Source organism: Serratia sp. M24T3 (assembly GCF_000257645.1).
Classification (GTDB): domain Bacteria; phylum Pseudomonadota; class Gammaproteobacteria; order Enterobacterales; family Enterobacteriaceae; genus Rouxiella.
On the sequence record NZ_AJHJ01000002.1, the window covers coordinates 1 to 23,143 of the forward strand.

Consider the following 23,143-nt stretch of genomic DNA (forward strand, 5'->3'; position numbering starts at 1 on the left):
ATTTTTGTCCCGTATATGCCCCAAGCTATTTTTAAATCAAAGGACAATCATCAAACTCCCCCTGTCGTCGCCTCATTAATGATGTATGTCACCACCCCCCACACCATCGTTTCGTCCCCTCCCCAGTCACCACCCTCAATCAGCCTTATCTCATCAGGCCTGTCTAGCGACTCCAGGCAAGCGGTCGGGAAAAGCCTGAGGCGCTTAACTTCAAACTCTCCCGTGTCGACTGTGACAAATAGACTGCCAACCACTGGCGTTCTGGACTTATCGATGATAAGCACCGCGCCCTGTTTAATACCCTCCCTCCAACTTGTACAAGTAGACCGCGCCATATACAAAGCCGGATTTCCGCCCCAGCGGCATAATTTATCTGGCGAGTGTAGTGGTCAACAAAAACTGGCCACCACTTTAGATTTTTTCCAGTATCTATTTTCTGATTCGTTTGATGGCAACCCACCGTTATATTCGTGCGGTCTGAGTATGCTGTAATATCCCACGATATAGTCTGTTATTGCGTAGGCTGCATCGCTGAAGCTTACGTAACCTGTCGCTGACACCCATTCGTTCTTCAGACTCCGGAAGAAGCGTTCCATTGGACTATTATCCCAGCAGTTTCCACGCCGACTCACACCGCCTCTCAAGTCGCCAAGCTAACCGGCAGAACTTACAACGCTGCATGGCAGAAACTGAATCAGCTCCGCCAAAAGATTGCTGTCTAAACATCATGACCAAAGCCTCAGCACTTACGTAGCAGATAACATGGCGTGCATACTTTATTTGCTATCTTTTTTAGTTGGTTTGGTTGCTTCTGCATAAATTTCAATTACCTTGCGAAAATCTGGCACAAGCAGATCATCCCTTTCCGAACAGATGTAATCGATAACTAAATCAAAGGGACTTTTTTCCATCGAGTTTATTTTCTTAACTGGTTTATCACACATTTTAAACCTGCGGCCAATCAAATTTGTTTAACTTGATGATGTTTAGTGCTTATAAATAAAAGTTGTGTTTTCATGCATTGTCTCGAGAAGTCTTAGACTTTCTGACAGTTGGTCTATCAAGGCACGGGTCATTTCAGGGGTCATGCAAAATAAATTTGTCTCCAGAGACTCTTCTACCGAGTCAAGCGTGGAAATAATGAAATCAAATTGCATGAGTATTGCCCCCTGCTCTGGCAATGGGCCAATATTCCAACCTGTGATTGGAAATACGGCAACTTCGTCTTTTGCTCTCAAAATAAGTCCTAATGAATATGTAAGGTGTTCGAACATAACACCTTACTAATTGATTAAAAGGCAAAGTATCAAAATAAGGCACATATGAGAAAAAGCCGATTTTTGAAAGGAAGCTCGGAAAGTTTGCTAATTAAAATCAAAATTTTAATAATTCCTCAATTGTGCAAGGTATTTTCATGGCTTTTTAGAAGTATGAGGAGTGTAGGGATAGACAGAAAAATCGATTATTTCATTTATTAATGCTGCATGGCCGCAAAGTTTGCAAACCATTGAATTGACGATTTTACTACTAGTTGTAGCAGCAGAAATAGTGAAAATTGTTGATTGGCATTTTTTACAGGAAACGTTGGTATCTCGCATGACGTTACTCCCGAAAGGAGCAAATCACAACCAGGTTGGTTAAGAATCCTCCCGCCTCCACAATAGCATTCATGAAACATCTTGTTAAGTATTACGAACACATAGGTTGCTTCAGCAGTTAGCCGATTAAATAGCACCCTGCCAACGACCGCCGCGAGCGGATTTTTTTACGCCTGGAATACGTTAATGAAATGACGCTTGGCCATGTGTTATTGAGCTTTACTCCTGCAATATCCAGCGAAACCCAATTAGTACCTTAATGAAACTAATTATTCATGAAGCATTCACTCAGGTGAAAGCTTGCCGCCTAACCCTCTCAAGTAAGGAATAAATCATGACCAATAAAACAGATGATGGGGAAATCAACATAGGGCCGATTAACGATTTGGGCCTTACCCCTGGCATCAACCGCGTCAGAGGCGGACATATCCAGCATTTTGGCGAAAGGATTGTATGTGGTGGTCACTTGGTTCAAGAATCTGATTTAACGTTATCGCGCCAACTTGCGTTGCTCATTACGCGAAAGATAAATCAACGCGCCTTCTCGCTGATAGCCGTTTCCCTATGGGCGTCAGGCCGTACTCGGTCAGGGAGTATGCTCGCTTACAGGGACTAAAGGATGATTTCATTTTCCCAGTTTCTTCGACAGCGGCATATCGGCAGATTGGAAACGGAGTTTCACGCCATGTGGGGATGTGGATTGGCAATGAGATGAACCGCTACATCAACCAAATTAGGGCTGCATAAAGAGATGAGCCAATGACACCCGAAGAGACCGACAACGCCGCCCGCGCCATAGCAAAGAAAATCATCACCGAACTCAACAGCAAATCAAACAAACTCACCTTCCGCCAACTACTCCATAAATACGCCAGCCAGGCTAAGCCGTTCTGCCCTAAAAAGCATGAGCCTTGGCTCTGGTTATGCGTCATCGTGCATAGAGTAGTGGAAGGTAAATAGAAGAGGGATTTATGGAAAACATCATTCAAATGAACCCTAGCAAGTGGGTTTCGGAAGATCTTTTAATGTCGCTAACAAGCATGACCAAGCACATGATCCAGCATGCACGACGCACTTATTGGATGGAGGGCCGAGAATATCGTCATGTTGCCCCAGACCTCAATCCTAAACAAAACAGCGCTATTATGTACAACCGGCACGAAATAGATAATTGGGTTGAAAGACAAAGACCAGCGATCAGACGCCGTATTTCTGCTTAAAGAGCGTGGCCTTTCATCAATTGAGGAGTGGGAAATATGGCATTGCAATACACTGGCGTAGAAAACCATGGAGGGTTGCTACGGATCTGGTTCATGTATCTTGATAAAAAACCCCCGATCTTTTACAGGATCGAGGGCTATTCACTTAGGTATGAATCATGACGCGAAAATTCGCTGAGAAGAACCATCAGCCTGAGATTTACCACAGTAAAAGAGAGAAGGATTCCGCCCTTTATACGGGCATGACTCCTGAAATGGAGTTCAGGTTAATCAACCCCCTTCACAGCTTACTGTTCGCCCTTGCATTAAATGCTGCCATGTCGGGAACTGCTGAAAAAAGCAGAGTGGAAAATTCTGGCAGGGGCAAATATGCTACAAAACACCAGAGTGATGATCTCCGCCAACAGCAAAGCCCTTCAGCGGCACTCTCATTAGCGCAACCCACAGCAGCAAACGACGGGGGAACAGACATTGCCGAGTCTTTGCTGGATATGGGGAACACTTTCGACAGGTTACTGTCGAAAACGCTGAACTATCCGTTTCAAGCGATACTTCCGGGTGTTGGCGCGCAGGACACAACCCAGCCTGCAATTTTACAGCCAAGCGAGATTGTCAGCATGGACGGTCACCGACTGGCACACTGGAATACCATAAGCAGTAAATGGTCGTTCATTGATGAAAGATATCAGCTTAAAACTAATCCTTCAGAATCAGACTGGGCAGTCTCCACAGAACAAAATGGCAAGCAGACGCTAATTAATGGCATCGAGTGCATCACGATTCAGGTCAATCAGACTCATATTACAGTCCCCGTTTCACCAATTTTCAGGGCGAAACACTAATAGGCAGTCAGGGCCACGCCGAGTCGCCACCAATACCTGTCATCTATAATCAACCACTGCAAAAATGGCTGCCCAAAGGGACTACGCCTCTTCGTCTGTCGCCCGGTATTGCCAATGAAGATTTGATTAAAGATGCCGTGGTCACTGCTCCAACCCGCCGACGCTATATTCCTAATCATCATGGCCTGATTAAAATCAGCAATATTGTCTATCTGGTCGGGGAGTACGGCTGGTATCGCCTGACCCGAACAAGCAGGAGGGCTCCGTGGCAGGTAGCGGTCAATCAGGCCAGTGGCCCGCCGATAAACATTACCCTGAGATATCATCCGGAAGTACAGGGTTGGCGCGCCAATACCGCTGCGCAGCATCGGCAATTCAACGTGAAAAAAAGAACGGCTCCTCATTATAAAGGCATTGACGATCATGTTGAAAATACCGTCGAGCCGGGATTGGGGGTTATTCAGTATCGCGGCCGCAGCCACGTTCCTCACCAACTGCTCGAAAAAATGGATGCCGCTTTACTGTTCTCTAAACAGACTCTTGACCACGCCGTTGCTGCTCTGGGAGTAAGTATTACCCCGGCCAATTTGGCGGCCGTTAAATTACGACTCGGTTTTAACAGCGAAAGCATGCCTGCTTTTGATCTATCAACAATCAGAAATAAATTGCCGTCAGCATCAACGACGTTAAGCAAATATAGGCAAAACGGTATTCGTCAGAATCAAGTCGTAGTGTTCAATGAACGCACTGACCCGATGGCGTTTGTCACTGCCATTGATATGCACAAGCGTATATTTTTAGGGCGAAAATTACTGTCGCAAAACAGTAAAGCCAAGCTGGTTCATATACTGATTCACGAAGTTATGCATTTAAACCACGTTCACGATCACTTTTATCATGTCAGTCATCCGAGTGTGTCTGCCGCCACACTTAATCAATCAATTACACTAAACCATCACGAAGCTTTATTAATTGGCTCCGGACGCAGAGTTCCTCATCATCTTGTGTCGCAAGAAGAGACAGTTCGCCTTCAAGAAAAGGGTAAATTAAGAAACCAGGCTCAAAGAAGTGCTTTGTTGACTGACAATGCCGATAGTTGGGCTTTTTTTGCTATCTGGCTGGATCGCGAGAATTTTATCAACCATCTTTATCCCCTTCCAACTGCTCGCCAACGCACATAAAAAAGCCCCCGAACCTATACAGGATCAGGGGCTGATGATGCCGAGAATTTTAGACCTTATTTCGCGTCAAAATTCTCTGCGTGTTCTTGTTCCAGCGCTTTGACTTCTTTCGCGCGGTTGCGCAGGCCAAACCAGCCAAATACCAGCAACACTACCAGCAAAGGAATGGTCGCCACGGTGTAGGTGCCGTTTGGATAGTCAAACGCCATCAGTACCAATACGCTTGCCAGAAACAGCAGGGTCAGCCAGGAAGTAAACGGCGCGCCAGGCATCTTGAAGGAAACGTCTTTAGCTTTACCTTCCTTGATGGCTTTACGCAGTTTCATCTGGCAAACCACGATAAAGGCCCAAGAGCTAAGAATGCCCAGTGATGCGATATTCAGAACGATCTCAAACACCTGCGACGGCACGTAGTAGTTCAGCACCACGCCAACGATGTAGATAGCGACAGTGACCAGAATACCGGCGTATGGCACCTGCTGTTTGCTCATGCGTGACATGAACTTAGGCGCAGAACCGCCCATCGACAGTGAACGCAGAATACGACCGGTGGAATACAGGCCAGAGTTCAGGCTCGACAGCGCCGCAGACAGCACCACAATATTCATGATAGTGCCGATGTAAGGCACGCCCAGCTTGCTGAAGAAAGTTACGAACGGGCTTTGACCGGCCTGATAGGCATTCCACGGCAACAGCAGCACCAGCAGCACCACAGAACCGACGTAGAACAGCGCGATACGCCAGATAACACTGTTAATCGCTTTCGGCAGAATTTTTTCAGGATTTTTGGTTTCGCCCGCTGCGGTACCCACCAGCTCGATGGCGGCAAAAGCAAATACCACGCCTTGCACCAATACCAGCGCCGGTAAAAGACCGTGCGGGAAGATGCCGCCGTTATCGGTTATCAGGTGCAAACCGGTAGGTTGACCCGCCAGCTCTTTGCCCGTTCCAAGGAACACCACGCCAACCACCAAAAACACGGCAATTGCGGCAACTTTGATCAGGGCAAACCAGAACTCCATTTCGGCGAACCACTTAACGCCAATCATGTTCATGGTGGCAACAATCGCCAACGCGGCCAGCGCAAACATCCACTGTGGCACATCGCCAAAAGTACCCCAGTAGTGCATATACAGCGCGACGGCGGTGATATCGACGATACCGGTCATCGCCCAGTTGAGGAAATACATCCAACCGGCAACGTAAGAGGCTTTTTCGCCGAGGAATTCGCGGGCATAGGAAACAAAGCTGCCGCTGGTTGGACGGTGCAGGACCAGTTCACCCAATGCGCGAAGGATAAAGAACGAGAAAATACCACAAACCAGATAGACCAATGCCAGCGCTGGACCGGCCATTTGCAGACGCGCACCGGCGCCTAAAAACAGGCCTGTACCAATGGAACCACCGATAGCAATCATCTGTACCTGACGATTGCCCATGCTCTTGTGATAACCTTCCTCATGAGAATCCAGCCAACGCCTTTTGGCTGCGTGTTTTTCTTCCGCAGTTTTTTTATGTCGTTTCATTTCTTACCTGTTCTCCAAAAGAATTCTTTCACGCCCGGCCTTCAACATGAGCAAACGATTGCAATTGCTGACGCCTATCGTGGCTTTTCACCACTGTATTATTCTGACTTACCGAGGTTAACCTGGGGTTAACATGGGCAACGGCGGAAGATGCTACCCTATTATCTTGGAGTGTGGCAAAAAAAACCTCATTTTAAATCGCTATTATTCGTCTTCTCAGTACGATATTTTGCCATTCAGCGCACTTATTGAACGAAACATCCCCATCACTGTTGGGGATGCTTGTGATCAATTTCAAAATTCAGGCAAAAAGCTTGAGCTTGCCGACCAGCTTTCTGACCACTTTTTTATCGCCGGCAATGGCCACGCCCAACAAGACAAGCTGTTGTTCTGTCTGAATAGCCACCGCCTGCCGAAATTCGAGATAGTGAGTAGTTTGCTGCCCATCGGCGGGAAAAATCGTGACATCGCAGCCTTTTGCTCCCCCATCAATCATTAAATTTGTGAGCTCCTGCTCAGAGGCGCTGAGCACGCTAATACCAAGCGGGATAAGTCCTGGGTAACTTTTACCGTCAGCAATGTCTAGCGGCTCGCCAATCAGCTCTGGGTGGCGCTGGCCAAGCGTCATTGCCAGCACGGCAGCGGCATTGGCGGCTTTTCCGCTCGGCAAGTCCTGATTGAGCACGATCACCAGACGTTCTGGCTGCGTGATAGCAGTCTGATTCTCGGGCGTGTTTAGATTTTCGGGGGCGCTCGGGTTTAGCAGTTCGGCAGACATTCAGTTTTACTCCGTTTAACGAATTAGACACTGATTGTCTTTGATGCCCCAGGCTTAGTCTGGAAGATTTGTGCAGATTTGCCGATATTGCGCTGGCGAAAGTCGGTATGCGCGGCGGAACCAGCGGCCAAGATGGCTTTGATCGGCAAAACCCAGCTCGGCGGCAACCTGTGCAGGTTTCTCGCCCTGCGACAGTCGGATGCGCGCCTCGGCCAGCCTTAGCTGCACCAGATAGGCGTGCGGAGCCATGCCAAACGCTTTCTTGAAAGCTCGCGTCAGAGTGAATCGATCGGTTTGAGTCAGCAGCGCCAAATCTTGCAGAGACAGATCTTCATTGACGTGACTGTGCATATATTCGCGCGCCTGATGGGCACAGGAAACGGCCTGCTGCACCGTCGCCAGCTCTGCTCGCCAGTGAATATGCGGCGCCAGATGCGCCAACAGGTTATCTAACGCGCTTTGCTGCACAATCTTCAATTCACCAAAGTGCAAAAGCTGAAAAGTATGGGCAATACTCTGCGCCAGCCGGGGATCGCTGTGCAATGTTTTGGCAAATGACAGTGCGTAACTGCTGGGAGTCTGGTGAAAAAGATGGCGAATTTCGCGGTCGAGCCACGCCGGGCGGAGATAAAAGGTCTGATAGGTAAAGCCGCCCTCGGTTGGGGCATCGCCATCGTGAATTTCGCCGGGCTCCAGCAAAAAGATATCGCCGGGCGTGCTGGTGATTTTATTGCGACGACAGTGAAACTGTTGCGTTCCCTGATGCGTAACGCCCACCAGATAGCTGTCGTGCCAGTGCGGATCATAGGCATGACCTTCGAAATGCGCCTGAATAGTTTCAATCTGATATTCGGGCGAATGGCGGACATCAATCCAGTCGTTGCTCATCGCGTTGGGTCTGCACAGGTGCTGAGGGGCAAAAGCTCTTCCTCCCATTTCAGGAGGAAGAGAGTCGACGATAATTACTTGTCTTGCAGTGACTTGGTGCGGTTGGCAAAACTTTTACGCAGCTTTTGCAATTTTGGTGGGATCACCGCCATGCAGTAGCCATTGCGCTGGCCCGCACCGTCCCAGTAATCCTGATGATAGTTCTCGGCAGAATACCAGGTTGAAATAGGTTCAATAGCGGTCACAACCGGCACATTGTGATCCTGCTGTGCGCGTTCAATCGATGCAACGGCTTCGGCGTTTTGCTCTTCGTTCAGCGGGAAAATAGCCGAACGGTACTGAGTGCCGATGTCATTACCCTGACGATTCAGCTGGGTAGGATCGTGGGTGGCGAAGCTGATATCCAGCAGGTCGCCGTATTTAAGCTTATCCGGATCGAAACCTATACGGATCGCTTCGGCATGGCCAGTTTCGCCGCTGCACACCTGTTCGTAGGTCGGATTGGGCGTAGTGCCGCCAATGTAGCCACTCTCAACCGTTTCAACGCCGATAACGTCTTTAAATACCGCTTCGGTACACCAGAAACAGCCGCCAGCTACAATTGCATATTCAATAGTCATTGTTTTTTTCCTCTGCTAAAACTCGGTGGTGTTTACACCCTGCCCACAGGCTACACTTTTAAAGTAATTTGAACTAGTGGGCTGGTGAGCACTATGTGCCGTGAGGAGTGAATAAGCTTGCGACACCGGCTAAAATAGCGTCGGGTCGCTTAAAAAAGGCACCGTTGCAGCAAACTCTGCCCAACGGCGCTCCAGGTTAAATCTTACGGCTCAAAAAGCGCACCAGCAGGCTGGCGGCTCCGGCGACGGTAGCCAGCGCCACTACTCCTGACCATCCTCCCAGTTCCAGCGCTTTACTGCCCAGCGCAGAACCGGCCGCCATGCCGATAAACACCACGGTAAACAATAAAGCGTTCAGTCGACCCCGCGCCGCAGGTTCTAAACCATAAACCAGCGTCTGATGCGAGACCAGCGTAGCCTGCACGCCAAGGTCAAAACCGATGGCGCTCAACACGATTAATACCAGCTGGGCGTGAGGGGTCAGCAACGGCAGCAGGAACATGGCGGCGAAGGAAACCATCACCAGCGCCGATCCGATTTGTGTCACGGTGCCTGGCCCTTGCTTATCGGCCAGTTTCCCCGCCAGCGGTGCAGCCAGTGCCCCCGCAGCGCCTGCCAGTCCAAAAGCCCCGGCAACGCCGCTGCCCAGATGATAAGTATCGCTCAACATGATTGCCAAGGTAGACCAGAAGGCGCTGAAAGCCACAGACAACAGCCCTTGTGCCAGCGCGGCGCGGCGCAGCGTTTTATATTGCAGCCACAGGTGGCGCATGGATAGCAGCAAGGCCGGATAGCTCATGCCGGTGCCGGGAGTAAACTTCGGCAATACCCGCCACAGCGCAATACCGATTAGTGCAACACTGACCGCCGCCAGCTGATACATCGCCCGCCAGCCAAAATACTCTGCCACTACGCCACTGACGACGCGGGAAAGCAGAATACCGACCAGCAGACCGGTCATCACCGTGCCGACGGTTTTGCCTCGCACGGCGACGGGAGCCAGTGCGGCCGAAGCGGGCACGATATCCTGCGCCAGCGTGGCGGTCGCGCCAATCAGCAGGCTGGTCAGCAGCAAACTGTGAATGTTGGGAGCAAAACCACAGATCAACAGTGCAACCGCCAGCAACAGGCTTTTGAGCAAAATAATGCGCCGACGGTCGAAACGGTCACCCAAAGGGACAAGCAGCAGGATCCCCAGCGCATAGCCAATCTGCGTTAGCGTTGGCACCATGCCGGTTTCCGTCAGGGTCGCGTTGAGGCTCGGCCCCATGATGCTCAGCATCGGCTGGCAATAATAGATAGAAGCGACACTCAGGCCTGCGCCCGCCGCCAGCGTGAAAACCATTTTCCCGGGAAGCATAGTTTCGTCCTCGATAGCGATATTGGGTGTGCCCTGCAATTCAGACATAGTTGATGTGCCCCGATAATATTTGGTGGTGGTTTTATTTATTAGGGGCATTTTGATCTAACGTGCCTGATAGTGGTAGCCAGCTTGCGGGTAAAACTGTTATACGTTATACGCATGAGCATATCTTCATTTGGCGGCATTGACCGCATAGACCTGATGCATACCTTTATACGCATCGTGGAAAGCGGCAGTCTTTCGGCTGCGGCACAGCAAATGCAAACCAGCCAACCGACCGTGAGCAGACGGTTACAAACGCTGGAGCGCATGCTGGGCGCTAAACTTATCCTGCGAACGACTCACGCCATGAAGCTAACCGATGACGGCCAGCGCTGCTATCGCCACGCCAAAATGCTGATTGAAAAGTGGAGTGCGCTGGAAGATGAGCTGCGCGGCACTGTCGATGAGCCGGAAGGAACTTTACGCGTTCGTGCCCCGCACGCTTTTGGGCAGGATCAGTTAATTGCCCCACTCACCGAATACTTGCAACGCTACAGTAATATGTCGGTTGATTGGATGCTTAACGACCGAACGCCGGATTTTATTGCTGAACACATTGACTGCATGATCCAGGTGGGCGAAATCACCGACCCTTCCATGGTAGCGGTGCTGCTGGCTGAAGTGCCGCGCATTGCCGTAGCTTCCCCCGCGCTGCTGGCGCGATATCCTGAAATTCAACGAATTGAAGACTTGGCCGTGCTGCCCTGGGTTGCATTAAGCACTTATTACCGTAACGAGGTGACTCTTCAACATAAAGATAGCGGACAAAGTTACCAATTCGATATTGCTCCAAGAATGAGTACCGACAGCCTGTATGCCGCTCGCAAGGCTGCTGAAAATGGGCTGGGTGCGGTTTTGGTATCAGCCTGGATTGTCAGTGACAATATTGCCGATGGCAGTTTGCTGCATATTCTGCCGCAATGGGGAGCAAAGCCGCTGCCGGTATACTTGATTTACCCCTATGCCAGCTATTATCCGGCAAGGCTATTGAAGTTCCTGGAGCTGATACGAAAAGTCATGCCGCAGCTAAGCGGAACTCAGCCAGCGGGTAATACCTAACTTCCTGGCGACAAGTTTGACCGAATTTTTTGCAGTAGATTTTGCAGAGCCCCGTGCTAAATAGACTCGAATTGCAGTTAAATTAATCGCAGTGTCAATCGCTGAGTATTATTCGAATTCTTTTTGACCGATTGTCTAATAATAAGGTTAAGAAATCGTAAGGTTGTTTCTAATTAGAACTATTGCATCACTATCGACAGTTATTTCAGGATGAGGAATAACTTTTGAAGCGATGTTCAAACATAAGCCACTACTATAGCTCGGCGATGACCAGACAAAATTTTGTTTGGTTTATTCAAAAAAACTCCGACTTTAACCTCATTGAGGTGTTGCGCGACAGGCTTAATCGTATTATATATTCTAAATGTGCTGTCTAGCGTTGAGTTTCACAAAATTGCAATCAAAAAACCTTGAAAATTATAATCTTTCGTAAAAAAAATGCTCTGGCTGTGCCATTATCAACTTGCTATCATGGCACGATATGACGGTGCTTAGTTAAGCGCCCCTTCACATAGTCACGAGGCTGATACAACGTTGCTTAAACCTGTAGAAAGTGAGATTACCTTAAATCGTTTATCGCCTGGGCAAGTAACCTGCGCTCGTGCGGACGGCACGTTAAAATCCATCGCTCTATTCTCATCTGTAAAAAATAACAAAAGTGTTATTTTAGATCACCATCAGTTGCCGTCGAATTTTATAACGCTCCTTATTTAATTTTTAATGATGCATGAGCTTCATATTTCGAGTAATAAATATACGTACAGCAGCGATGAACTTAAGCTTTCCAGAGTATTTGTTTGGAAATAGTCGGATGTTGCTTATAGGTAAAGTCTTAAAAGCGGGTTTTAAACCCCCTAAGACATTGGTTTTACAGTACCCTGCTTCCGCTAAAGCGAATTTGACAGTAAAGTTCACTTTAACGGAAGAGGTGTGATAACCGGAAAACTTTGTATTAGGATTTCGGATTCATCCTCTGACCAAGCAATGATTGTTTCCTTAGTCTAGAAATGTCAAAACATCAAGCTGGACAAGTAATAATACTTTCCTCGCGGCATTAGACTTTCATGACTGATGAAATAATTTAGCAAAGTTATTTTCTTTGCAGATCAAGGGCTGTTATTGTCTGTTGGCTGAAGTTTTACTGAGATTATATACATCATTTTTAGTGCATTGGTAGCTACGAGCCAAGGGCGGTAGCATATCTTTTTCTCGGCAATGGTCTGGTACTTCAGCATAACGCGCTATTTCTTACAATTTTCTGGTTATAAAGTATTGGTACTTCCTCTTTGAGATTTATGCTTACCTAACCAAAAATGATGTAGACAGTAATTCTTAAAACTAAATGGTCTGGAACCTATGCACAAAAATCTGTTTAAATTTTCTGCGCTATTCTTTGCTGTGAGTATTTTAGGCGGTTGTACAGTAATACCTGGGCAGAGCTTATCGACAGGCGGCAAGAATGTCGTTAAGGTGCCAGACAGTGATTACGACCTGGACAAGCTGGTAAACGTTTACCCTATTACTCCAACTTTGGTTGATAGGATGCAGGCACCTCAGGTAATCTCTCGTCCTAATCCTGAATTAAATAATCTTCTCAAAGACTATCAATACCATGTTGGTATCGGTGATATTTTAACCATCACCATTTATGATCATCCAGAATTAACCACTCCGGCCGGTGGCTACCGTAGTGCAAGTGACACAGGTAACTGGGTTGGCGCGGACGGAACGATATTTTACCCTTATATCGGCAAAGTTCATGTTGCAGGCCTGACTCTGGAAGAAATACGCGCCGACATTAAAAAACGTCTATCAACATATGTTGAAAGCCCACAAATTGATGTAAGCATTGCTTCTTTCCGATCTCAAAAAGTTTATGTCACTGGCCAAGTGGTTACATCAGGCCAACAGGCTATCACCAATATTCCCCTTACCGTGGTTGATGCAATTAACGCCGCGGGAGGATTGGACAAAGATGCAGACTGGCGTGATGTGGTGCTTACACATAACGGTCATGACGAGCGTTTATCATTGCAAGCGCTTATGCAAAGAGGTGATCTAACCCAAAACCGCCTGCTCTACCCGGGGGATATTCTTTACGTTCCTCGTAATGACGATCTCAAAGTCTTTGTTATGGGACAAGTCGGTGTTCAAAGCACTCTCAAGATGGACCGTAGCGGCATGACACTGGCCGAAGCGCTGGGCGATGCTGGCGGACTTTCACAGGATCTTGCCGATGCGCAGGGCGTATTTGTCATTCGCGGTATTCAAAATGGCCAAGGCAAGGACAGAGGCAAAATTGCCGATGTCTATCAGCTTAAAGCCAAAGATGCTTCAGCCATGTTACTGAGCACCAATTTCCAATTGCAGCCATATGATGTCGTCTATGTTACGACAGCTCCAATTGTGCGTTGGAATAACGTAATCAGCGGCATCCTGCCAACAATCAATGGCATTAACAGCATGGCTGAGAGTGCGTTATATATTCGCACATGGGATTAATATTAATCCCCCGCAAGACATCCGTTCAGAGTGGGGGTTGTTACTCATCTCTGGCTCAACCTGGATAGATGATGAAATACTTTGTGGCGATACCCACCTATAACGGTGGTGAAGTATGGAAGGAGTCGATAAACAGCATAAAGAAATTTTCCCCTGCGGATCTTTATGTTCAGGTTATTGACTCCGGTAGTAAAGATAGTACTGATTTATTAGCCGAACAGGCTGGGTTCAAGGTTACTCGAATTTCCTCTCAAGAGTTTAATCATGGCGGTACACGCAATGTATTAGCTGGATTAGGGCCACAGGACAGCGACATAGTGGTCTTTTTAACTCAAGATGCCATCCTTGAAGAAGGTAGTCTAGATCAGTTAGTGGCGGCTTTTGAAGATCCGCAAGTTGCCTGTGCCTATGGCCGACAGTTGCCGCACCATGATGCAACGCCAATAGCCAGACATGCCCGCAGTTTTAATTATCGTGCGCAAAGTCAAGTTTATAGCTTGGCTGATGCTGATCGTGTTGGTCTTAAAACAGTATTTATCTCTAACTCATTCGCGGCATACCGTATTTCCGTATTTAGGGAACTCGGTGGTTTTCCGTCTAATACTATCCTCTGCGAAGATATGTATTTCTGCGCCAGAGCAGTTTTAGCCGGCTACAAGGTGGCTTATGTCGCTGATGCGAAAGCCCGACATTCTCATAACTACTCACCTGTCGAGGAGTTTAAACGCTACTTTGATATTGGCGTATTCCATGGCAAAGAGAAGTGGATTTTTGAGAAGTTTGGTGGTGCTGGAGGTGAAGGTAAGAAGTTTATTATTTCTGAGCTGCGCTTTCTGCTCAAACATGGAATTATTTCAATACCTCGAGCGTGCATAAACAATGCAATGAAGATTATCGGATATAAGTTAGGGAAGAATTATAAAACTCTGCCATTCGGTTTGAATCAAAGATTGAGTATGCACAAGCGATATTGGAAATAATCCCCCCCCCCGCTGCTATTACCGTATTTATTGAGGACACAATGAAAATTATCGTAACAGGTGGTGCCGGCTTTATTGGTTCGGCCGTCGTAAGACACATTATTCAGCACACGAAGGATGAAGTGCTGGTTATTGATAACCTTGGCTATGCGGGTAACCTCGCCTCACTGGCGCCAGTAAGCGACGACGCGCGCTATCACTTTGCCCAGGTTGATATTTGTGATGCGGAAGCGGTAAACAAAGTTTTCACCGAATTCCAACCTGATGCAATGATGCATCTGGCAGCAGAAAGCCACGTTGACCGTTCAATCGACGGCCCGGCGGCCTTTGTGCAGACCAACGTTGTAGGCACCTATACCCTGCTCGAAGCAGCTCGCGCCTATTGGACACCGCTGTCTGAAGACAAAAAAGCCGCTTTCCGCTTCCATCATATTTCTACCGATGAAGTGTATGGCGATTTGCACGGTGTTGACGACTTGTTCACCGAAGAAACGCCATATTCTCCGAGCAGCCCGTATTCAGCCACCAAAGCTGCCAGCGACCATTTGGTCAGAGCCTGGAAACGTACCTATGGCTTGCCAACATTGGTGACCAACTGTTCAAACAACTACGGCCCATATCACTTCCCCGAGAAGCTGATCCCGTTAATTATTCTGAACGCACTGTCTGGTAAAGCTCTGCCTGTATACGGCAAAGGCGATCAGATCCGCGACTGGCTGTATGTTGAAGACCACGCTCGTGCATTGTACAAAGTTGTTACCGAAGGCGAAGTCGGTGAGACCTACAACATCGGTGGTCACAACGAACGTCAGAATATTGACGTGGTCAACACTATTTGCGACTTACTTGAAGAGCTGGCTCCCGAGAAACCAGAGGGAGTTAAGCAATACCGTGATTTGATTACCTGGGTTGCCGATCGTCCTGGGCATGATAAGCGTTATGCTATCGATGCCAGCAAAATCGACCGCGAATTGGGTTGGAAGCCGGAAGAAACATTCGAAACAGGTATCCGTAAAACGGTTGAATGGTATCTGAGCAACTTCGAGTGGGTAAATACCATTAAAGCAGGCACCTGGACAGAGCGTCTTGGTCTTTCTAAGTAAAAAATTTAAGGTGACAGCATAATGAAAGGTATCATTCTGGCGGGCGGCTCTGGCACACGCTTATACCCACTTACCCGCGGTGTGTCGAAACAACTGCTCCCAATTTATGATAAACCAATGGTTTATTATCCAATTTCCGTATTGATGCTGGCGGGTATCAAAGACATTCTGATTATTACAACGCCAGAAGATAACGAAGGTTTCGTGCGCCTGTTGGGCGATGGTTCGCAATTCGGCATTAACTTGTCTTATGCTATCCAACCAAGCCCAGACGGCCTGGCTCAGGCATTTATCATCGGTGAAGAGTTTATTGACGGTGAAGCCTGTGCGCTGGTCCTCGGTGATAACATCTTCTTCGGTGAAAGCTTTGGTCGTAAGCTCGAGCACGCGGTGCAAAACAACGGTGAAGGCGCAACCGTGTTTGGCTACCAGGTTCTGGACCCGGAACGCTTTGGCGTGGTGGAGTTCGATAAAGAAAATCGTGCTATTTCTATCGAAGAAAAGCCAACCGAGCCTCGTTCTAACTGGGCGGTGACCGGTCTTTACTTCTACGATCATCACGTTGTTGAAATGGCTAAGCAAATCAAGCCATCTCATCGCGGCGAGCTGGAAATTACTACGCTGAACCAGATGTATATGGATGCGGGTAAACTTAAAGTCGAGCAGTTGGGTCGCGGCTTTGCCTGGTTAGACACCGGCACGCACGACAGCCTGCTTGAGGCTTCCCAGTTCATTCACACTATTGAGAAACGCCAAGGCTTTAAAGTGGCCTGTCTCGAAGAAATTGCTTTCCGTAAAGGTTGGATTTCGCGTGAGCAAGTAGCAGAACAGGCGAAGATTCTGGCTAAAACCGGATATGGCAAATACCTGTCTCAGCTGATTGAAACCAAGGAAATCTAAGATGGAAATCATTGATACTCCCCTTGTTGGTGTCAAAATAATTCAGCCTAAAGTTTTTGGTGACAGCCGTGGCTTCTTTCTGGAAACGTTTGAGAAAAAACGCTACCAGGAGATGCTAAATATCGATTTGGATTTTGTTCAGGATAACCATTCACGCTCGTCCAAAGGCGTATTGCGTGGCCTGCACTTCCAGACCGAGCGCCCACAGGGCAAACTGGTGCGGGTAGTTCGCGGCGAAGTCTACGACGTTGCCGTGGATATTCGACCGGATTCAGCATCTTACGGTCAATGGTACGGTGTACTGCTGTCGGAAGAAAACAAAACCCAGTTCTGGGTGCCGCCAGGTCTGGCACACGGTTTTGTTGTGTTGTCTGATGTGGCCGATTTCGAATACAAATGCACGGATTATTATGCTCCAGAGCTTGAAGGTTGCCTGCTTTGGAACGATCCGCAAGTGGGTATCGAATGGCCAATTGAAGACCCTCTGCTGTCGGCAAAAGACAAGCTAGGTAAGACTTTGCAGGAACTGGTGAAATGAAAATTTTACTCACCGGAGCAAGCGGCCAATTAGGCCGCTGTTTTCAGGATCGCTTACCTGAAGGCTGGCAGCTGCACGCCTTCGGATCAGCTGAGCTTGATATCAGCAACAAATCACAGGTTGAAGAGATTGTCTCCTCTCTGAAACCTGATGCAATTGTTAACGCAGCCGCTTATACCGCAGTCGACAAAGCAGAAAGCGAACCAGAACAGGCCGCAAAAGTTAACACTCAAGGCCCGCAAAATCTGGCTCTGGCCGCTCGTGCTGTGGGTGCAAAACTCGTCCACGTTTCTACCGACTATGTATTTGATGGTCAGGGCAACCACCCTTATCTTGAAACCGACGCAACAAATCCACTGGGCGTTTACGGTAAAACTAAACTTGACGGTGAAAATGCTGCTTTGGCCGCGCTTCCAGAGGCAGCCGTTGTCCGTACTGCCTGGGTGTTCAGCGAATACGGCAATAACTTCGTCAAAACGATGGTCAAACTTGCAGAATCGCGTGATGCCCTTGGCATTGTCAGCGACCAGCGCGGTTGTCCAACTTATGCAGGTGATTTAGCCAATGCGCTGATTACTCTGCTTAAAGTTGAAGCATCAGGTGGGATTTATCACTATGGTGGCAATCGTGAGGTTTCGTGGTTCGAGTTTGCCGATAAGATTTTTGATGTCGCTGTCGCTGAAGGAAGACTTGAGAAAAAGCCTGCGCTCACCGCGATGACAACAGAACAATACCCTACTACGGCAAAGCGTCCAGCTTATTCAGTGCTTGATGGGGAAAAAATAAAATCTTTAGGCGTTGCGTTGTCTGATTGGGATGCAGCGTTACAGGATATTATTCGCAAGTTTTAATTTAGCCTGAGTTCCATTATTAATTGCATAAATTTACTGATTCCACTGTAATTAAGGAACTCAGCCTAAAGGTCAAACAGCGTGCTGATGAATAAATTTTCGCCAGCGCGCTAAATAACCTTCTAGCGTTGAGACATCATGAAAAAAATAAACGTTATTCTGGCTACATATAATGGCGCAAAATATGTAACAGAGCAGATTCAATCCATTTTGCTCAACTTTACTCATTTACCCGAGTATCAATGCCGTCTTCTGGTCTCCGATGATAATTCATCAGATGAAACCACCGCAATTATTAACCATTTTAACCAGCAGGACCCGCGAATAGAGCTGTTGGATAATGGCAAAAAAGGCGGAGTACGCGAGAACTTTAATTATCTGATTATGCATACTGAGGCTGATTATACTTTCTTCAGCGATCAGGATGACCTTTGGTTGCCTAACAAAATGCGCCTGTTTATGGATCGTTTTGTCGAACTTGAGCAACAGCAGCAAGGCCCCATTTTATTACATTCTGACCTGTGCGTAGCAGACAAAAACCTGTCGCCGATGCATGTCTCAATGTTTGATTACCAGAACTTAAATCGCGCTCCCGACTTAGCCCGCCTGATGGTCAATAATTCAGTCACCGGCTGCGTAATGGCCTGCAACCATGAGTTGTTCAGCAAGGCGCGCAATAGCCGCATCGGCGAGTCGATAATGCATGACTGGTATATGGCGATGCTGGCTCAGGCCATAGGTCGTGTCGGCTTTATTGAAAACTCACTGATCCTATATCGTCAGCATGGTAATAACGTGCTTGGTGCGCAATCAGCATCACTGAGTGCAGTTTTAAATGTTTCTTTCAAAACGCGTTTAGTCAAGGCGCGCGCTATTATCAGGCAAACTCGAATTCAGGCTAAGTTATTCCTGGAAGATTTTAGCCCGGCATTAAAACCGGAAGACAGACAACTATTGTCTGACTATGTCGAGTCATTCGAAAAAGGATTTTTCACCCGTTTTAAACTTTACAGTACGCGCGGTGTACATAAGACAGGGTGGCTTCGTAATGTTTCCTTCTTCGTTTTTTATGTCGTGGGTATTTAATTCCGGCTGTATTTGAGACATTTTGCGAACTAAGCAAAAAATGCAGTTATTCAGTATTTCAAAGATGAATTTCTGCCGGGTAATTAGGGATTAATATGAAGACACTTCTTCAACCTCTGAGAGAAAAAGTACTTACCGGGCAAGACTTTAATGAAAGTCTGAAAGCTGCAGAGATTTATGGTTCCTTGCTGCATATGATCGATATCGGTCAATATGACGATCCGCAAATTGAAATAACGCTGACTAATCGCGCTAACGATACGCTGCCAGCCATCATTGAACCAGAGACTACCAAAGACTGTCTGCATATTATCTCGGAAGCTTTTATCATCGGTGGTCATACCCGACTGATGGAAAAACTCGGAAATATGCATGACCTTCGACCTGACTTGCTCATTACTCGACGCGCCGATGCCAAAGCGCGGACAAGATTGAACGATGTCTTTTCGCAAGTATATGAAATTGCTCCCGAGAGCCCTCTCGATGCGGTGGTTAAAATTCGAGATATTTGCAATCGGTATCAACGCATCGTATTGCATATTCATTTCGACGATATTGCGACCGTCGTTGCCTGTGGGCTGATTAAGAAAGTCCGGCCATTGAGCGTTTACTTTGTCAATCATGCCGATCACGCTTTCACCTATGGAAGTTCGATCGCTGATTTTTATTTCCAGCTCAGTAGCTATGGTGCACGTCTTGATCTAACTAAAACGATTGCAGGCCAAACTTCTTTCCTCGGCATTCCAGTGGCGGACATCAAACCAGAATCGCAGCCACCGGTGGAAAGCGGCAAGCCTTCGCTACACTTCTTTAGCTCCGGTTCTGCCATGAAATTCCGGCCTTTTCGTGGTGCAAATATGAGCCCGTTGATTAACCGACTATTAACTGCGTGGCCAGAGGGTATCTTTACTCTGGTTGGCATTAATTTTGCGGGAAATGTTTGGCTATGGCCGCTAAAATTACGCTTTGGAAAACGCCTGCAAATATTACGTCTGCTTCCGTATGATCAATTTATTGCCCGGTCTCGCGAGGCAGATTTCTATGTTGACAGCTATCCTTTCCCGGGCGGAACGGCGTTTGCCGAGCAGGTGTTATCAGGCAAGCGCGGGATCGGATTAACTTCAAATGTTCAGGGTTATTCACCGGCAGATAAGTTAAAACGACAAAGTGTAGAAGAGGTCGTAAATAGCATCAAGAACTATGATGATGAAGGGGCTTATGAAGAAATCCTCATGGTTAACGGCTACAATGAAGTAAAAGCGCGTTATCTTGCCTGTGTTTATGCTGGTGAAAGAAGTTCGCTTGATATGGAGAATCTGGTTCCATGGACCGGTGACACTGACTATCTCAAAGTACGTAAAAGCATATTTATGCCGGTATACCCTTTGGTGATGAGATATGTGTACCATCATCATCGAAAACTATTTTGGGGCATATATTTGAGATTCTCACTTTTCAATAAAACCTATTTCACCCTGAATACATGCAAGGCATTAGTAGTAAAAGTTGTGAGATTTTTCAAGAAAAAATAAAAGAGATTTAATTTGAATAAATAGTTCAATAAGTAGTTATATTTAGAAAATCGAAGATATCCTAATTGTGCTCAAGCTTGCGCTAAGGGCTATTAAATATCTCAATATGTTATTATATTAAAATAAAAACTTTATCGATAAGTTATGCGGTGTCCTGGTGAATTCGTGACAGTTACAGAATCAGCAGCCCGCGAGCGCTAAATTTCTCTTAACCAGGGATGTCTGTCGAAGCGTACCCGTTTTCATAATGGATACGATGAGAGAACACATTGTTTAATCGATGGTTCTAAAATTGGCTGATGCGGTTCGCTCCGGAGCCTACAAACATAACTAATCATAAGGTTAGAGGCGTTATTATGAATTTATTTACACACATTGATGAAACAGAATCTTTGCAACCGCCACAGCATTCGGTGATTGATCTGGTAACCTTCACCGACGATCGCGGCTGTTTAGTCAGCGTGGAGTCTATGAATCAGGTTCCTTTCGATATTAAAAGACTGTTTTACATTTTCAACACTAACACGAATCAAAATCGTGGATTTCACGCACACCGTAATGATAAGCAATTCCTGATTTGCCTGGTTGGCAAGCTGCGAGTTCGTTTAAATGATGGCAAAAAAATCAGCGATCACTGGTTGGACAGTCCGTCAAAAGGCTTACTGGTTAACAACATGACCTGGATCGAAATGCATGATTTTAGTAAAGATTGTGCCTTGATCGTGCTGGCCAGCGAGAAATACGATAAATCAGACTACATTCACGACCTCGAGTTGTTCACTACGGAGGCGAATGCTTACAATGAGTGAAGTTTACTACGGTAAAACCATTCTACTTAGGCCTGTTGAAGTCAGTGACTATGAGTTTGTTCATAGTTTACGGGTAGCTCCAAAGAGCGTTCAGTTTCTTACCCCGGTGGATAACGATCCGCTGCAACAGAAAGCCTGGCTGCAAGAATATAAAAAGCGTGAAGCCGCCGGTACTGAATTTTACTGCATTATTCAACGACTGGATAATGAGCAGCCTGTAGGGTCTCTTCGTGCTTACAACATGGACCACGAAGCCAGTGTCGTCAATGCTGGCAGCTGGATCCTGAATGACAACAAAACGCTGACTTCGGCTATCGAAAGCATTCTGTTAATGGTCGATCTTTTGAACGACATGGGGTTCAAAAGCATCATTATTGATGCTCGCAAAGACAACAAACCGGCCCTGCGTTTTATTAAAAAGATATCTCAACGCTTTCACAGCGAAGACGAAACCAATGAATTCTATGTCATTGATGTCGCAGTAATGCGTGCAACTTTCTACAAAGACAATGCACACTATATTTCGCATGTTGCCCTTCAAAAGGATGCGTAAATGATTAATTTCCTCAATCTCAAGCAAATTAATACGCCTTACGCTGGTGAGTTAAAAGAAGCCGCTGCACGCGTCATTGATTCCGGTTACTACATACTTGGACCGGAAGTTCGCAGTTTTGAGCAACAGTTTGCCGAGTTTTGCGGGGTAAAATCGTGTATTGGCTTGGCATCCGGTCTGGACGCGCTGGTTCTAATTCTACGTGCGTGGAAATTATTAGGAAAGTTGAAAGACGGTGATGAAGTGATCATTCAGGCCAATGCTTATATTGCCTGCGTGCTTGCGATTACTGAAAACAATCTCAAGCCGGTGTTTGTCGAGCCGGATGCAGAGAGCTATAACATTGACGTAAGCAGAATTCGTGATGCTATTACACCCGCAACGCGCGTTATCATGCCGGTTCATTTATACGGTTATGCTTCGCCGATGCCAGAAATCATGCAAATCGCTGGTGAAAATAATCTGTTGGTTTTGGAAGACTGCTCCCAGTCACACGGTGCCAGTATCGATGGCAAGCGCGTCGGCTATTGGGGCGATGCTTCGGCATTTAGCTTCTATCCGAGCAAAAACCTGGGTGCATTAGGCGATTCCGGTGCTGCAACCACCAATGACGAAGAACTGGACGCCGCTCTGCGCGCTTTGCGTAATTATGGTTCGAAAGAACGTTATTACAATCTTTATCAAGGGGTTAACAGCCGTCTGAGCGAGATGCAGGCCGCATTGTTAAGCGTCAAACTCAAGCATTTCTGGCCTGAAGTCGAATGCCGTCGTTCCGTTGCAGAGCGTTATCTCGCAGGAATTAAAAATCCGCTGATTGCTCTTCCTCTGGTTGCCAGCCGTGAGCAGCATACCTGGCATCTGTTTGTGGTTCGTAGCAAACACCGTGACGCGCTGAAGAAATATCTGCATGACCAAGGGATTGAATCGTTGATTCACTATCCTTTGCCGCCATACAAACAGCCGGCATATGCAGAGATGAACCATTTGAGTTTCCCGCTCAACGAAGCCATTCACAATGAGATTTTAAGTTTACCTGCCGACCCTTCGCTGTCAGAGGCGGATGTTCAACTCATTATCGATGCCTGTAATAAGTTCGAAGGTTAACTCCTCGCCTCCTGTCCCCCCACTTCAGGGTGGGGCGACAAGCTTGCAGTGCTCATTGGCACTGCTTT

The 23,143-nt window shown here is 47.2% G+C and carries 25 protein-coding genes and 1 pseudogene; 18 read left to right on the forward strand and 8 right to left on the reverse strand.

All coding sequences use genetic code 11. The features are described from left to right. Positions 1–389 precede the first annotated feature (389 nt). The 3 genes and pseudogenes from SPM24T3_RS24460 to SPM24T3_RS01715 form a co-directional block, all read right to left on the reverse strand. Positions 390–632: pseudogene (locus SPM24T3_RS24460) on the reverse strand (integrase core domain-containing protein); the annotation flags it as partial. A 144-nt stretch (positions 633–776) separates the two neighbouring features. After that, complete coding sequence (locus SPM24T3_RS25360; protein ID WP_157135224.1) at positions 777–944, reverse strand: hypothetical protein; 168 nt, start codon at positions 942–944, stop codon at positions 777–779. A 42-nt stretch (positions 945–986) separates the two neighbouring features. Next, positions 987–1,274 carry a phage protein gene (locus SPM24T3_RS01715; protein ID WP_009634956.1) on the reverse strand — a complete coding sequence of 96 codons (288 nt, stop codon included), beginning with the start codon at positions 1,272–1,274 and terminating at the stop codon, positions 987–989. A gap of 658 nt (positions 1,275–1,932) precedes the next feature. Here SPM24T3_RS01715 and SPM24T3_RS25690 point away from each other — a divergent pair. The 6 genes from SPM24T3_RS25690 to SPM24T3_RS01740 all read left to right on the forward strand — a co-directional run bounded on the left by SPM24T3_RS25690 (position 1,933) and on the right by SPM24T3_RS01740 (position 4,841). Then, a complete protein-coding gene (locus SPM24T3_RS25690; protein ID WP_009634957.1) occupies positions 1,933–2,214 on the forward strand; it encodes a hypothetical protein in 282 nt (93 codons plus the stop codon). Further along, positions 2,163–2,345: a DNA cytosine methyltransferase gene (locus SPM24T3_RS24465; RefSeq protein WP_083836164.1), complete on the forward strand. Its 183-nt coding sequence runs from the start codon at positions 2,163–2,165 to the stop codon at positions 2,343–2,345. Before SPM24T3_RS25690 ends, SPM24T3_RS24465 begins: the two co-directional genes overlap by 52 nt. 12 nt (positions 2,346–2,357) lie before the next feature. Further along, entirely contained in the window at positions 2,358–2,558 is a 201-nt protein-coding gene (locus SPM24T3_RS01725; protein ID WP_009634958.1) for a hypothetical protein, read from the forward strand. An 11-nt stretch (positions 2,559–2,569) separates the two neighbouring features. Further along, positions 2,570–2,818 carry an excisionase family protein gene (locus SPM24T3_RS01730; protein ID WP_009634959.1) on the forward strand — a complete coding sequence of 83 codons (249 nt, stop codon included), beginning with the start codon at positions 2,570–2,572 and terminating at the stop codon, positions 2,816–2,818. A 158-nt stretch (positions 2,819–2,976) separates the two neighbouring features. Further along, positions 2,977–3,660, forward strand: coding sequence for a hypothetical protein (locus SPM24T3_RS01735; RefSeq protein WP_009634961.1), 684 nt, complete (start codon positions 2,977–2,979; stop codon positions 3,658–3,660). Next, the gene (locus tag SPM24T3_RS01740) at positions 3,588–4,841 is read left to right on the forward strand and encodes a M48 family metalloprotease (RefSeq protein WP_157135225.1); all 1,254 of its coding nucleotides are present in this window, start codon (positions 3,588–3,590) and stop codon (positions 4,839–4,841) included. The genes SPM24T3_RS01735 and SPM24T3_RS01740 overlap by 73 nt, the downstream gene beginning before the upstream one ends. 56 nt (positions 4,842–4,897) lie before the next feature. Here SPM24T3_RS01740 and ansP read toward each other — a convergent pair whose 3' ends face one another. From ansP to SPM24T3_RS01765, 5 genes are all read right to left on the reverse strand, one after another. Then, positions 4,898–6,367, reverse strand: coding sequence for an L-asparagine permease (ansP, locus tag SPM24T3_RS01745; RefSeq protein WP_009634963.1), 1,470 nt, complete (start codon positions 6,365–6,367; stop codon positions 4,898–4,900). A 301-nt stretch (positions 6,368–6,668) separates the two neighbouring features. Next, positions 6,669–7,145 carry a DUF2000 domain-containing protein gene (locus SPM24T3_RS01750; protein WP_009634964.1) on the reverse strand — a complete coding sequence of 159 codons (477 nt, stop codon included), beginning with the start codon at positions 7,143–7,145 and terminating at the stop codon, positions 6,669–6,671. A 54-nt stretch (positions 7,146–7,199) separates the two neighbouring features. Further along, positions 7,200–8,033, reverse strand: a complete 834-nt coding sequence (locus SPM24T3_RS01755) for an AraC family transcriptional regulator (protein WP_009634965.1) — start codon at positions 8,031–8,033, stop codon at positions 7,200–7,202. A gap of 74 nt (positions 8,034–8,107) precedes the next feature. Further along, positions 8,108–8,653, reverse strand: coding sequence for a peptide-methionine (S)-S-oxide reductase MsrA (msrA, locus tag SPM24T3_RS01760; protein ID WP_009634966.1), 546 nt, complete (start codon positions 8,651–8,653; stop codon positions 8,108–8,110). Between the two features lie 196 nt (positions 8,654–8,849). Continuing rightward, complete coding sequence (locus tag SPM24T3_RS01765) at positions 8,850–10,061, reverse strand: MFS transporter (RefSeq protein WP_009634967.1); 1,212 nt, start codon at positions 10,059–10,061, stop codon at positions 8,850–8,852. Positions 10,062–10,175: 114 nt separating this feature from the next. Between SPM24T3_RS01765 and SPM24T3_RS01770 the strand changes: the two genes are divergently transcribed. The 12 genes from SPM24T3_RS01770 to SPM24T3_RS01825 all read left to right on the forward strand — a co-directional run bounded on the left by SPM24T3_RS01770 (position 10,176) and on the right by SPM24T3_RS01825 (position 23,075). Continuing rightward, a complete protein-coding gene (locus SPM24T3_RS01770; protein ID WP_009634968.1) occupies positions 10,176–11,117 on the forward strand; it encodes a LysR family transcriptional regulator in 942 nt (313 codons plus the stop codon). A 1,356-nt stretch (positions 11,118–12,473) separates the two neighbouring features. After that, positions 12,474–13,619 (forward strand): polysaccharide export protein, encoded by a 1,146-nt coding sequence (locus tag SPM24T3_RS01775; RefSeq protein ID WP_009634969.1) that lies wholly within the window; start codon positions 12,474–12,476, stop codon positions 13,617–13,619. 71 nt (positions 13,620–13,690) lie between these two features. Beyond that, positions 13,691–14,599 carry a glycosyltransferase family 2 protein gene (locus SPM24T3_RS01780; RefSeq protein ID WP_009634970.1) on the forward strand — a complete coding sequence of 303 codons (909 nt, stop codon included), beginning with the start codon at positions 13,691–13,693 and terminating at the stop codon, positions 14,597–14,599. A 41-nt stretch (positions 14,600–14,640) separates the two neighbouring features. After that, the gene (gene rfbB / locus SPM24T3_RS01785; RefSeq protein WP_009634971.1) at positions 14,641–15,702 is read left to right on the forward strand and encodes a dTDP-glucose 4,6-dehydratase; all 1,062 of its coding nucleotides are present in this window, start codon (positions 14,641–14,643) and stop codon (positions 15,700–15,702) included. Positions 15,703–15,723: 21 nt separating this feature from the next. Then, positions 15,724–16,602: a glucose-1-phosphate thymidylyltransferase RfbA gene (gene rfbA, locus SPM24T3_RS01790; protein WP_009634972.1), complete on the forward strand. Its 879-nt coding sequence runs from the start codon at positions 15,724–15,726 to the stop codon at positions 16,600–16,602. Between the two features lies 1 nt (position 16,603). Continuing rightward, on the forward strand, positions 16,604–17,140 hold the full coding sequence (gene rfbC, locus SPM24T3_RS01795; RefSeq protein ID WP_009634973.1) for a dTDP-4-dehydrorhamnose 3,5-epimerase: 537 nt from the start codon (positions 16,604–16,606) through the stop codon (positions 17,138–17,140). Continuing rightward, positions 17,137–17,991, forward strand: a complete 855-nt coding sequence (gene rfbD / locus SPM24T3_RS01800) for a dTDP-4-dehydrorhamnose reductase (protein WP_009634974.1) — start codon at positions 17,137–17,139, stop codon at positions 17,989–17,991. The genes rfbC and rfbD overlap by 4 nt, the downstream gene beginning before the upstream one ends. Before the next feature lie 138 nt (positions 17,992–18,129). After that, positions 18,130–19,077 (forward strand): glycosyltransferase family 2 protein, encoded by a 948-nt coding sequence (locus tag SPM24T3_RS01805; RefSeq protein ID WP_009634975.1) that lies wholly within the window; start codon positions 18,130–18,132, stop codon positions 19,075–19,077. A gap of 95 nt (positions 19,078–19,172) precedes the next feature. Next, on the forward strand, positions 19,173–20,609 hold the full coding sequence (locus SPM24T3_RS01810; protein ID WP_009634976.1) for a hypothetical protein: 1,437 nt from the start codon (positions 19,173–19,175) through the stop codon (positions 20,607–20,609). 356 nt (positions 20,610–20,965) lie between these two features. Next, positions 20,966–21,418 carry an FdtA/QdtA family cupin domain-containing protein gene (locus SPM24T3_RS01815; protein ID WP_009634977.1) on the forward strand — a complete coding sequence of 151 codons (453 nt, stop codon included), beginning with the start codon at positions 20,966–20,968 and terminating at the stop codon, positions 21,416–21,418. Next, positions 21,411–21,971 carry a GNAT family N-acetyltransferase gene (locus tag SPM24T3_RS01820; RefSeq protein WP_009634978.1) on the forward strand — a complete coding sequence of 187 codons (561 nt, stop codon included), beginning with the start codon at positions 21,411–21,413 and terminating at the stop codon, positions 21,969–21,971. Before SPM24T3_RS01815 ends, SPM24T3_RS01820 begins: the two co-directional genes overlap by 8 nt. Further along, on the forward strand, positions 21,972–23,075 hold the full coding sequence (locus tag SPM24T3_RS01825; protein ID WP_009634979.1) for a DegT/DnrJ/EryC1/StrS aminotransferase family protein: 1,104 nt from the start codon (positions 21,972–21,974) through the stop codon (positions 23,073–23,075). It abuts the gene before it with no gap. The last annotated feature ends 68 nt before the right edge of the window (positions 23,076–23,143 follow it).